This is a genomic window from Streptomyces sp. NPDC055140, assembly GCF_053607285.1.
This window is the reverse complement of sequence record NZ_JBSGTG010000064.1, coordinates 1-11712: the sequence shown is the minus strand read 5'-3', so window position 1 is coordinate 11712 and position 11712 is coordinate 1. Positions and strand designations below refer to the sequence as shown.

Below are 11712 nucleotides of genomic sequence, written 5' to 3'. Positions count from 1 at the left end.
GAGCACGAGCGGCAACGCGGCCTGACTGACACGGGGTCATATCTCAGATTCCCACCAACCCCCCTCTGCCGAGCACTTATTGAAATACGGGCCCCGGGCTGGACCGAGAACTGCCAGATCGGTGTCTTCGCTGCCTACGCCACCACACGCGGGCACGACCTGGTCGACCGCGAGCTCTATCTGCCCAAGTCCTGGGCCGAAGACCGGGAGCGCTGCCGAGCGGCCAGGATCCCCAAACGAGCGTGACTTCACCACCAAGAACAACCTCGCCCGCGTCGTGATCCACCGGTCACCTACCGTGGTGGCCATCCGCTCTACGTGATCTGGGTTTGCTGGCGCGCGCCTCCCGCCGCTTGGGCCGCGCGGGGAGCAACCGGCCCGTCATTCGTCCCATTGGTCGAGGAGGGCGTCGGCGAGGTTCATGCCGGGTTCGCTGGGGTCTTCGTGTAGGGACTGCTCGGTCCAGATGATCTTGCCGTGGGGTGTGTAGCGGGTGCCCCAGCGCCAGGCACACTGAGCTACCAGGAACAGGCCGCGGCCACCCTCGTCGGTGAGCCGGGCCCGGCGCAGGTGTGGGGAGGTGCTGGAGCCGTCGGCCACCTCGCAGATCAGGTTTCGGTCGTGCAGCAGGCGCAGTCGGATGGGCTGGGCGCCGTACCGGATGGCGTTGGTGACCAGCTCGCTGATGATCAGCTCGGTGCTGAAGGCGACCGTGGTCAGACCCCAGGTCAAAAGCTGGCGGCTGACGTCCGCACGGATACGGGAGACGGCGGCCGGGTCGGCGGGCACGTCCCAGTCGGCTACCTGGTCGGGGCCCAGCAGCTTGGTGCGGGCGATGAGCAGGGCGACGTCGGCGCGGGGGCGTTCGGACAGCAGGGTGTCGAAGACCGTCTGGCAAGCCTGTTCCGGCGTGTGGTCCGCGTGTGAGAGAGCGTCTCGCAAGAGTTCCAGGCCGGTGTCGAGGTGGCGGTGCCGGCTCTCGATAAGCCCGTCGGTGAAGAGTGCCAGCTGGCTGCCCTCCGGCAGCTGGAGCGTGGCGGTTTCGAAGGGGAGGCCGCTTCCCAAGCCGAGGGGTGGTGAGACCGGGATGTTGGGGAAGGTGACGGTGCCGTCGGGGTGCATCACAGCGGGGCCCGGGTGGCCGGCTCGGGCGAGGGTGCATGCCCCGGAGACCGGGTCGTAGATCGCATACAGGCAGGTGGCACCCGCAGTCGCCTCGGGCGCCTCACCCGTCAAGGTTTCCTCGCCCAACCGGGACGAGGCCGCTACCAGAAACGGACTTAACGCCGCTCTTGGCGGGCTGGAATCGGCGCGGCCGCCGGCCGCCACTCTCGCCTGATCAACCCGAACACCCACGAGTCGGATACCTCGCCGTTCACGACGCAGTCTTCCCGCAACGTCCCTTCACGCACGAATCCGATCTTCTCCAGGACCCGGGCAGATGCCACGTTGCGCGTATCGGTCTCGGCCTGAACTCGATTCACGTCCAGTGTGTCGAATGCCCACTGCAGCAAGGCGTGCGCGGCCTCCGTCGCGTAGCCATGGCCCCACATCGCTTCGTCGAGGACGTAGCCCAACGACGCACTGCGGTAGTCCGGGTTCCATCCGGTCAGACCGCACCAGCCGACGAAGGCCCCGTCAGAAGCACGGTCGATGGCCACCCGCGCCCCGGTGTCTTCGTCCGCCATCTTCCGGCACATCGCGATGAAGCGCTCGGCGCGGGCCCGTTCGTTCCACGGCGGGGAGTCCCAGTAGCGCATCACGTAGGTGCTGCTGTGTAGCGCGAAGAGGGTGTCCGCGTCGGCGTCGGTGAAGGGGCGCAGCCGCAGGCGAGCGGTGTGCAGTATGGGGGTGGCCAAAGTCATGCGCACCATCTTGTGTCCTCATGGGGCGGGCAGAACACCGAATATCCGATCCCGGTCCGATCCTCACGACCAAGGCACCGCCTACCAGCAGATCGTGCACGGCACGACTGCTCGGGCTGCCCACCGACGACCCAGACATGAACGTCCCCCACAGCCGCCTCGCCCGCCAAGGCTTCCTCGCCCAACCCGGACGAGGCCGCTACTAGAAACGGACTTAACGACCTCTCAGTGCAGGTGCTGGTTCACGACGATCAACACGATCGATCACGCTGCCGCGACCCTCGACAGCCGCGCCGGAGCACCAACCCGAGCGAACACCGTCGAGATCCCACAGACCCCGCACACCACCTCCCGTCATGGCCGATGAGGTTGTCGGCAGGAGCAAGGTCCAGCCGGGGGCGCACCCGAGGATCGACATCGGGTGGGTAGGCGGTTCCGCGGCGCGGAACTCACCCAGGAATTTACCTTCGGTAGGTGTGTTCTTTGGGGTGAGTCTGTCTCCGATTCAGGCTCTCTGCGAGCAGTGACACTCTGTCGCCCGACTGCGCTGTGACAGATGGCTGTTCATGTGATGGATGCGCCGCGTGTGACTGTCTTCGGTGGCCCTTCGGGCCCTTCTTTGGGGTGGAAACTTCGTGAGTCCTCGTGTGTCTCATGCGTACAGATCATTGAGTTTGAAGCGGAGGGCGTGGATCACCCTCGGCGCTGTCGTCCTGGGCGGCGGGGGCGTGGCGGCCTACGCCGTAGCCTCCCCGTCCGATGGCGGAGGCGGTGTGGCGCTGCGCGACAAGCGGCCCGTCAAGGTCTACGACCTCGCGCTGCCGGCCACTGCGACCGACCGTCGCGAGCTGCCGCGCAAGGACACGGAGCAGTTCTCCCTGCTCGGCGTCTCCTGGACCGGCGCCACCAAGCGGCTCCACGGCATCGCGCAGGTGCGGACGCACAGCATCGCGACCGACGAGTGGAGCGGCTGGCGCGACCTCGAGCTCGACGTCGATCCGCTGGAGAAGCCGGAGGCGGGCACGCGCGGCGCGTCCGAGCCCCTCTGGGTCGGCGCATCCGACGGCGTCCAGGTGCAGGTGGCCCGCAAGGACGGCACAACGACGGTGCTGCCCAAGGGACTTCAGGTCAACCTGGTCGACCCGGGCGTGGTGACCGACGCCGAGGCCAAGCAGCCCGAGGTCACGGCTGAGCCGGCCGGGTTCGCCGTGGAGAGTGACAGCCCCGCTGCCTCGACGAGCGCGGCGCCCACGGACACGACTTCGACGAGCGCGGCGCCCACGGACACGCCCTCGACGAGCGCGGCGCCCACGGCTTCCGCCTCGGCGTCCACCTCGCCGAGCGCGTCCGCCACCGTGCCCACCGCGCCCCCGTCCACCGTGCCCAAGCCGCCGATCACCTCGCGTGCCGGTTGGGGCGCCGACGAGTCCAAGGTCGATGACCCGCCGACGTACAACACGGATGTGAAGGGCGTCTTCGTCCACCACACGGACGGCGCGAACGACTACTCCTGCGCCGACTCGGCCTCGATCGTGCGCGGCATCTACGCGTACCACGTGGACGTCGAGGGCTGGAACGACATCGGCTACAACTTCCTCGTCGACAAGTGCGGCACCGTCTTCGAGGGCCGCGCAGGCGGCACCGACCTGCCGGTGCTGGGCGCGCACACGTACGGCTGGAACCGGGAGTCCACGGGCATCGCGGTCCTCGGCAACTACGTCTCCACCACTGCCTCGAAGGCCGCGCTGACGTCGATCGCGCGCATCGCCGCCTGGAAGCTCGGCCAGTACGGCGGTGACCCGGCCGGCACCGTCCAGCTCACCGCGGGCGCGACCCAGACCAACTACTTCGCCAAGAGTTTCACCGCGGGCACCCAGTACACGTTCAACCGGATCTCCGGTCACCGCGACGGCTTCAACACCCAGTGCCCGGGCGGCTCCCTCTACGGTCAGCTGCAGACCATTCGTGACTGGGCGGCCGGTCCGGTCCAGGGCCTGAAGACCACGACGGTCGACGGCGCCGGCCTGTCCGGCACTACGTACTACGCCAAGGGCGCCATCACCCTGCACTGGTCGGCCACCACACCGGCCGCGCTGATCTCCAAGTATGAGCTGCTGGTGGACGGCAAGGCGGCCGCCACCACGGGTGGCAGCGCCACCTCCGCCGCCGCCGCGACCCTCGCGCTCGGCAGCCACACCGTTGCCGTCCGCGCCACGCACCAATCTGGCAAGACGACGACCACGCCTGCGCTGACGGTCGTTGCGGAGACCACCGCACCGACCTTCTCCACCACGCCGAAGATCTCCCTGCGCACCGGCACGGTCAACACCACCGCCGTCCCGGTCACGCTCGGCTGGAAGGCGGCGGACGACAAGGCGCTGCGCGAGGTGAAGCTGCTCTCGCCGGCCACGGCCACCTTCGGCCCGACGACCACCACCTCCAACCGTACGGCGGCCTCCGGCACGGCCTCGACCTGGTCGATGCGGGCCTACGACTTCGCGGGCAACTACCGCACGTCGTCCCCCTCCTACACGCCCGTGGTCCTGCAGGAGACGTCAGCGGTCAAGTCCGGTAGCTGGACGTCCCGTTCGAGCACCAGCTACCTCGGCGGCAAGTCGTACTCCAGCGGTTCCAAGGGTGCGAGCCTGACCTGGACATTCACCGGCAGCTCTGCCTCGTGGGTGGTCTCCCGGGCGGCCAGCTCGGGTCAGGCATACGTCTATGTGGATGGCGTCAAGGTCAGCACCGTCGACCTGAAGTCCTCCACCACCCAGTACCGGCAGGCGATCTGGACCAAGACCTGGTCGAGCAGCGCCACGCACAAGGTGAAGATCGTGGTGGTCGGTACGAGCGGCCGCCCGACGATCACGACGGACGGGCTCGTCTACATCAAGTAGTCACGGGGGGAGGTGTCGGCGCCTGGCTGATGGCCGGGCGCCGACACCTTCACTTCACCGACAACAGAAGAGGATCCGGCCGCGCGTGAGGTCGACGGGCCGACTCCACGAGCACCCGGTCGAACGGCAGGATCCGGATGTAGCTCTTGCGGATCTTCCCGCCGATGTGAGCGAGTACCTTGTGCCCGTTGTGGAGTTCCACGGTGAAGGTGGCATTGCGCAGGCACTCGAGGACGGTGCCCTCGAGCTCGATGCCCTTTGATGTTCGTGCCATGTTCTCTCACTCACTTCTATGGTCGGCGACTGCGGGGAACGGCCGGCCGGGGCGTCAGCGGTACACCAACTCCAGCTTTTCGCTTGCCTTTGTTGGGTGCGGATGCCGTCGAAGAGCGCCGTCGCGGCCTTGTTGGATTCGTTCACTTCGGCCGACGCCCGTGCGACCGCGGAGCGGTGCAGCGAATCCGGTACGTCATGTGCCGCTCGAAAAGTCGTCGCTGCAGGTCAGGCGGTGTTTCTGGATTCGTTGACGAGGCCGCCCAGGATCCGGATGCGTAGCGGTCTGTGGGTGCAGATGTCCGTCGCGGCGGGTTGCTCCTGGGTGTTGGGCAGTAGCTGGTTGCGGGCCTGGTGAGGTCGGTGCTCGCTGTAGTGACTCTGGTAGGCAGGGAGCACCTGTCGCGCCTGCGCTTCTCCCATGATTACGACACGGTCGAGGACTTCGCTCCGGATGCTGCCTCATCAAGCCGGGCGTCGGTCCTGGAGGCCTTCCAGGGCCGGACGCGCCAAGTTGGCCAGGTCACGGGGAGACGGGGCACGCGTGCAGCAGAGGAGGCGTCACCCAGCGCCTCCGCGGCCGTAAACGCCTCCTTGTGGGCTTCCGTGTCGGCCTGGCTGTGCATCTTCAGGGCGTGAGCCACGAGATCAACGGCTTCGTCAACCTCCCCCCTCAGGTTGAGTCGCTCGACGACCTCATTGAGCGGCTGCACCATCCATGCGGTCTCTCCGATCTGCTCGTCCACGGGCAGTGAGGAGACCACCACAGCGGCCATCTCGACGCTCCAGGGAAGTCCCGCGTCGAGACCGGCAAGCACAGGGAGAGGCTGAGGGGCGCTGACGGCCAGGGCGGCGCCGCCGTCGGGCCGTTTAACCCGGACGCGTCGATGACGGGGATCAACTGTGGGCGCCGACGGTGGAGCCGCTCTGACCATCACCCCGCTCAGCCACAGCCAGGGCCTGACGCGTGGGGGCTCAGTCAAGGACCGCGAGGTGGTCGGCGGCGCCTCCGTGCCACTCGACCATGAAAAGGGTGGCGTCGTCGGTGGTGCGCCCGCCCCGTTCCCTCTTCAGCGCGTGAGAGAGCCGGCGCAGATCCGCCCGCAGCCCCTGCGACGGCTCATCCCCCAGGCGGTTCACGCAGTGGATGAGGCGTTCCTCGCCGAACAGCTCCCCGCCGTTGACGTGTTCCTCGATGATGCCGTCGGTGTAGCACAGCACCCGGTCGCCTTGCTGGAGCGTGTGCTCTCTGATCCGGGGCTCCTCACCGCCGAAGCCGACGGGCAGCGTCGTCGCGCTCTCCAGCTGCTTCACGACCCGGCCGTCACGGATCAGCAGAGGCGCGGGGTGGCCCGCGTTGACCAGTGCCAGCTCACCGGTGGCGATGTTCACATGCATCAGCTGCGCCGTGACGAAGTGGTCGGGCCCGAACTGCCGCGAGATGGCATCGTCCATGAGCGCGTACTTCTCGGCCAGGCTGACAAAGACGCGCCGGGCATGACGGTAGGCACCGATGGCCACGGTCGCCATCGTGGCGGCATCCAGGCCGTGGCCCATCGCGTCGATCACGGCCACGTGCAGGATGTTGTCGTTGAGGGCGTAGTCGAAGCTGTCACCGGCGACGCGGTAGGCGGGCTCCAGGATGCCGGCCACCTCGACCTGCGGCACAGACATCGACGTCGGCGGCAGCAGGCTCCACTGGATCTCCGCGGACACGCTCATCGGCTCACGGCGCCGGGCCTGGAAGAACTGGTCGGTGTAGGCGCCCTTGGTGACCAGCATGTCGGCCACCAGACCGGAGAGCCGACTCAGCAGACGCCGGTCGTCGCGGCCGACGGCGTTCAGGGTGAGGGCCATCACGCCCACCGTGTCGCTGCCGTCCAGTAGCGGCAGGTACATTCGGACGCCCGAGGGGGTCTGCGGCACCTCGACGGCGTGCCCGCTCAGGAAGGCCCGGCCGGCGGGGGAATCGATGATCGGCTCGGGCTGGCCGACGTGCAGTTTCTTGCCCGGAAGCGGCACCAGCACCTCCTGCGCGTAGTCCTGAAGCAGGATGGAGACGTCGCGACCTCCGATCCTGGCCACCTCCTCCGCGATCAGCGGGGCGATCAGCTGCGGCGGCAGCAGCCGCGCCCTGTCCAGCAGCACACCGAGCAGCCGCTCGCCAAAACCCTCCGACCGGTCCACGCTCTCCTCGCCCATGGCTGGTATGCCACCTCCTTCCTGCCACCGCCCCGGTCACCGTCTTCGTACAACGTGACCGCGAACGCCCGCTCGATCGGCTCATTACGCCAAGCGCGGCATGTCGGCCCACGTCGTCGGCGGTCCATGTTCACTCGGAGCTATGAGCAAGGCTGGGCAACCCCGAGGCCTCCCGGCGGTCATGTACGTGACCCGTCGCCCGAGGCTGTAGGTGCCAAGAACCACGTCCGGGCTGGTCACGCCACATGTTGGTACTCGTGCAGGGTGCCGCCGAGGCGGTGGCGTCGACGACCCACAGGCCGCGGGTGCCGCGGACGCGGAAGTCGCTGCCGAGTACTGCCATGGGGTCGTTCGCGGCGCCGATTCGGGCTGTGCCGCATGCGTGGTGGCCCCAGGCTTCGTTGCGGATGAAGCGGCGCAGGTCCTCCCGGGTGGTTGCCTGGGGTCCGGGGATGAGTTCGGGGTCGATCAGTGGGTCGAGTCGGCGGGCCAGCGTGCGGACGAGTTCGATGCCGTCGACCACGGCGTCCAGGTCCGGTTCGCCGCCTTCCTGGAAGTAGCGGAAGGAGATCTCGGGGGTGTCGTGGGGGTCGGCGGAGCACAGGGTGACGCTGGCGGCCGGTCTATTGTGCGGCCGGTCGGCGATCTAGCTGGCCAACCAGTTCGAGGTGGCTTACGACATCCTGCTCGCCGTCAACATGGTCGCCGACGGCATGACCACCGCCATCGAGACCGCCCACACCACCATGCGCGTGGCGCAGCAGCTCGCCGACCAGTACGGCCTGACCATCGGCGTCGACAGCACGATCACCGGCCCGCCGGTGCGCAACCGGACCGAGGCCGAGGAGTTGGGCCCGTACCGCTCGCAGGTACAGGACCTCATCGACCAGGCCGTCGAGCAGGTGACGACCGCCGACAAGCTGGCCGCCGCCGAGTTCACCAAGCTCGCGAACCAGACGGGTCTGACCGACCCGGACAAGGCGCTCAACGAGCTGCAGACCCATGCCTCACACGTGCAGATGGAGATGCTGGCCGCCGACATCCCCGTCGACCAGGATCCGACGACGGTCCGTCAGTGGTGGGGCGGTCTGACCGCCCAGCAGCGCAAGGACATGATGCTGGCCGAGCCGGTCCTCATCGCCAATCTCAACGGCATCCCGGCCCCAACGACTCCATCGAGAAGGGCACCACGCACCACGCGGCGGTCATGCCGGACGGTGAGATCAAGTACACCCAGCACACCGACTCGTACCAGAATGTCAGTCTCGAAGACCGGATCAACGCCACAGAGAAGCAAGGTGCGCAGAACGTCCGCATTGTTCGACCCAACCCGGGCTGGTACTGATGTCAACGATGTACCCCACCACGACTCCGTCCCGCAGCCGCAACGGCCTCCTCCTCCTCCTCCTCCTCGCCGCCGCCGTGCTGGCCGTCATATCGGCCGGGCTGCTCGCCGCACACATCTCCTTCGACGGGGACACGTTCCAGAACTGCAAGTATCTGGGCCCTTCGACGAGGATGTACGTCACCGCGTGGGCAGGGCCCCTGTGCAGCGGCGCCGCGCTGGTGCTCACCTGCCGCCGCACTCCCCGCTTCACCGGTGCCCAGGTGACCCTCGTCTGCGTGGTGGCGCTGCTGCTGTTCGTCCAGCTCTTCGCTCTGTACTGGGTGTACGCGCCGGACCCGAGCGGTGGCACGGGCTGCTCGGGCCTCAGTCTCCTCATGCCGTAGCTGAGGGACTACGCAGACGTCCCGATGCTTGTTGACAACTGTCGTCCGTCCAATCAACTCATCCTGTGCATACCGCTTACGGGGTGATAGGTGGCAGCACCAGAAACTCCCGATGGTGAACTGGGGTTGGGGTTGAACGCAGGCCGACTCCCTCGCTCTAACGGAGACTGCTCGTGTCTGGGGTCAACCTTGCCTTGCCGATAACCTCATCCGACCAGGTCACGCAGCATGTTCGTACTTGTGGAGGAGGCCGCCGAGTCGGTGGCGTTTTCGTATGTCGAGGCGGGTGATCTGCTCCGGGTCGGTGATCGGTTGGGGGAGTGGGTGTAGCGAACGTTGTGCTTGCCGAATACCTCATCCATGCTGGTCAGGCTGCATGTTGGTACTCGTGGAGGGTGCCGCCTAGGCGTGCTCGCCGTCGTATGTCCAAATGTGCGATCCGGTCCGGGTCTTTTATTGGAGCGGGCAGCGAGTGGAGGGGGCGGGCATTCGCAAGCCCCTGGTGCGGCCTGTGCTCGTTGTAGTACGTCTCGAACTCGCGTAGGGCGTGCAGGAGATGGTGTCGGCTCCGGATCAACGTGCGGTCCAGCAGCTCTCGCCTGCAGGTCTGCACCCACCGCTCCATGATTGAGTTCATCCTTGGCATCGGGACGCCGCTGAGCACCACTTCGATACCCGCGTCCTTGAGCACCTCGTCGAACAACTGCGGGAACTTTCCGTCTCGGTCTCTGATCAGGTAGCAAGCTTGGGAGCCGGCGTCCTCGAGGGGTCCATGACGAGATTTCTCGCTGCCTGAGCGACCCAGGAGGCGGTCGGGTGTGCGGTTGCGCCGAGGATCCGTATCCGTCGGTTCGCGTGCTCGATGACCGCGAGCACGTACAGCCGTGCCCCGGTAAGGGTGACGGTCTCGAAGAAGTCGCACGCCAGGAGCGCGTCGGCCTGGGAGCGCAGGAAGTCTGCCCAGGAGCTCGAGGCGCGCTCGGGTGTCGGCTCGATTCCGGCCTCCTTCCAAATTTCCCAGACCGTGGATGCTGCCACCTTCACCCCGAGTACGAGCAGTTCACCGTGCAGGTGTCGGTAGTCCCAACTTGGATTTTCCCTGGCCAAGCGCAGTACCAGCGCCCGGATCGAGTGCACGGTGCGGGGTCGGCCGCCTCGCTTGGCCGGAAGGCGGTGGCGGCGGGCGATCAGGTAGCGGTGCCGGCGCAGTACCGTGTCTGGTCGGACCAGCAGCTGGATCCGCCGGAGCGTCTCGCGCGAAAGGCCCTGGAGCTGTGCGGCGAGGAGGGCGCGGTCGCCCGCATGGAATCGCATCCGCTGCCCCCCCCAGTTGCCGTTCGAGCACGGCGTTCTGGTGACGCAAGATCAGGATCTCTACGTCCTTGTCCTGGTCGCTCATCGGCAGCAGGCGCAGCAACGCGCATGCGTTCGTCACACCCAGGTACGCGAGTCTCAGCAGCACCATCAACCATCATGCCGTGGTGATCGGGGGGCATTACTTGTGCTCCGTCACCGGGGACTCAATCACCTCAGAACCACTCTGACCTGTGTGGATGAGGCTCTCGGCAGGAGCACGGCCGCAAGCGGCACATCGCCGTTGACTCCCTCGGGATGCTGCTCGTGGTGCTGGCCCCGGGGGCGAGAGTCCAGGGCCGTGACGCCGGCCTGCCGCTGCTGGAACAACTCCGCCGACTCCAGTGCAAGATCACACTCGTGTGGGCCGACGGCGGCTATCCCGGTCGGCTCGTCGACTTCGCCCGCGAACACCTCGCCCTGGCCCTCACCATCGTCAAACGCCCCGATGACAGCACCGGCTTTACCGTGCTGCCCCGACGGTGGTGCGTCGAGCGCACCCTGGCCTGGCTGATACACCGACGGCGCCTGGTCCGCGACGACGAACACCTGCCCGTGACCAGCGAGGCGATGGTCATGTGGTCGATGACCATGCTCATGGGACGCCGTCTGGCCCGGCGCCGGCCGCCCTCACCCGGCTGAGGCCCTCGCCGCCGCGAACATCCCGGACGCCGACTGCACCACTCAGCCCCGTTCCACCAGGAGCTTCAACTTCGCCCTCAGTCCCTCGATCTTCGCGGGGACCAGCTCGAGTTCCAGCAACTGGGCTAAGTCTTTGGCCCGCAGCCCGCCTTGAGGCGCCCGGGAGGCAAACACCGACATGATCCGCTGGTAGTCCGGCGCGAGCACATCCACATCGAGGTCCTCCCGGCGACGCGGCACCACCGAACCGCGCTTCGGCACCGCCCGGGGCGCATCCGGGCAGGCCACCGCCTCCTGCGAGCCCGTCTCCTCCGTCTGGGACAGCACCTGGCTCACCATCCCCCGTGCGGTCACCAGCCGTTCCACCTCCCGCTCGGCGTCCTCGAGCTCTCAGCGCGGTCGCTCGGCCCGTTCCCGCGCTGATGTTTCCTTCGCCTCCAACAACCCCAGCACCGACGCCACCGGCCACCCCCGAACGAGAAAGAAGACGGACAAGGCATCACTTCCTGGCCCGGTCGAAAGTCACTCCCACCAGCAGAAACTCAGCCATCAAGTTCGGAGCGACAACAGGTACCAAGAGAGTCGTCCTCCGGGGGCGTCGTTCTGGCCTTTGGACCGGGTTGGACGCGTGACGTGGGTAACGCGGAGGGGGTCGGGCCTGTGAAGCACCCCATAGGAGCCAGATCACATACTAGCGGTGGTAGTAGCTGGTGGGGCCGTCCCGGGGTGCACAGAAGGGGCCTCATGCG

At 67.3% G+C, this 11712-nt stretch carries 10 protein-coding genes and 5 pseudogenes; 5 read left to right on the top strand and 10 right to left on the bottom strand.

Annotation, left to right across the window (positions count from 1 at the left end; all coding sequences use genetic code 11):
- Window positions 1-96: 96 nt before the first annotated feature.
- A pseudogene (locus ACWFR4_RS45985) lies at window positions 97-292 on the top strand (transposase); the annotation flags it as partial.
- A gap of 89 nt (window positions 293-381) precedes the next feature.
- Here ACWFR4_RS45985 and ACWFR4_RS45980 read toward each other — a convergent pair.
- Window positions 382-1251: pseudogene (locus tag ACWFR4_RS45980) on the bottom strand (SpoIIE family protein phosphatase); the annotation flags it as partial.
- A gap of 29 nt (window positions 1252-1280) precedes the next feature.
- Window positions 1281-1865 (bottom strand): GNAT family N-acetyltransferase, encoded by a 585-nt coding sequence (locus tag ACWFR4_RS45975; protein WP_453468415.1) that lies wholly within the window; start codon window positions 1863-1865, stop codon window positions 1281-1283.
- Between the two features lie 674 nt (window positions 1866-2539).
- On the opposite strand from ACWFR4_RS45975, the gene ACWFR4_RS45970 reads away from it, so the two are divergent.
- Window positions 2540-4762, top strand: coding sequence for a peptidoglycan recognition protein family protein (locus ACWFR4_RS45970; protein WP_453468413.1), 2223 nt, complete (start codon window positions 2540-2542; stop codon window positions 4760-4762).
- Window positions 4763-4816: 54 nt separating this feature from the next.
- On the opposite strand, the pseudogene infA reads toward ACWFR4_RS45970, so the two are convergent.
- From infA to ACWFR4_RS45940, 6 genes and pseudogenes are all read right to left on the bottom strand, one after another.
- Window positions 4817-5036 (bottom strand): annotated as a pseudogene (gene infA, locus ACWFR4_RS45965) (translation initiation factor IF-1).
- Window positions 5037-5263: 227 nt separating this feature from the next.
- Window positions 5264-5458, bottom strand: a complete 195-nt coding sequence (locus tag ACWFR4_RS45960) for a hypothetical protein (RefSeq protein WP_453469147.1) — start codon at window positions 5456-5458, stop codon at window positions 5264-5266.
- A 2-nt stretch (window positions 5459-5460) separates the two neighbouring features.
- Complete coding sequence (locus tag ACWFR4_RS45955) at window positions 5461-5853, bottom strand: hypothetical protein (protein ID WP_453469148.1); 393 nt, start codon at window positions 5851-5853, stop codon at window positions 5461-5463.
- Between the two features lie 157 nt (window positions 5854-6010).
- Complete coding sequence (locus tag ACWFR4_RS45950; protein ID WP_453469149.1) at window positions 6011-7237, bottom strand: PP2C family protein-serine/threonine phosphatase; 1227 nt, start codon at window positions 7235-7237, stop codon at window positions 6011-6013.
- Between the two features lie 130 nt (window positions 7238-7367).
- Window positions 7368-7841 carry a GMC oxidoreductase gene (locus ACWFR4_RS45945; protein ID WP_453657614.1) on the bottom strand — a complete coding sequence of 158 codons (474 nt, stop codon included), beginning with the start codon at window positions 7839-7841 and terminating at the stop codon, window positions 7368-7370.
- Window positions 7842-7860: 19 nt separating this feature from the next.
- Window positions 7861-8241, bottom strand: coding sequence for a hypothetical protein (locus tag ACWFR4_RS45940; protein WP_453657612.1), 381 nt, complete (start codon window positions 8239-8241; stop codon window positions 7861-7863).
- Between the two features lie 203 nt (window positions 8242-8444).
- Here ACWFR4_RS45940 and ACWFR4_RS45935 point away from each other — a divergent pair, with 203 nt between their 5' ends.
- Window positions 8445-8582 carry a hypothetical protein gene (locus tag ACWFR4_RS45935; RefSeq protein ID WP_453657610.1) on the top strand — a complete coding sequence of 46 codons (138 nt, stop codon included), beginning with the start codon at window positions 8445-8447 and terminating at the stop codon, window positions 8580-8582.
- Entirely contained in the window at window positions 8582-8968 is a 387-nt protein-coding gene (locus ACWFR4_RS45930; RefSeq protein WP_453657608.1) for a hypothetical protein, read from the top strand. Before ACWFR4_RS45935 ends, ACWFR4_RS45930 begins: the two co-directional genes overlap by 1 nt.
- A gap of 367 nt (window positions 8969-9335) precedes the next feature.
- Here ACWFR4_RS45930 and ACWFR4_RS45925 read toward each other — a convergent pair.
- A pseudogene (locus ACWFR4_RS45925) lies at window positions 9336-10430 on the bottom strand (integrase core domain-containing protein).
- 113 nt (window positions 10431-10543) lie between these two features.
- Here ACWFR4_RS45925 and ACWFR4_RS45920 point away from each other — a divergent pair.
- Window positions 10544-10963 (top strand): annotated as a pseudogene (locus ACWFR4_RS45920) (transposase); the annotation flags it as partial.
- 42 nt (window positions 10964-11005) lie between these two features.
- Here ACWFR4_RS45920 and ACWFR4_RS45915 read toward each other — a convergent pair.
- Window positions 11006-11329 carry a hypothetical protein gene (locus ACWFR4_RS45915; protein WP_453469150.1) on the bottom strand — a complete coding sequence of 108 codons (324 nt, stop codon included), beginning with the start codon at window positions 11327-11329 and terminating at the stop codon, window positions 11006-11008.
- Window positions 11330-11712 lie beyond the last annotated feature (383 nt).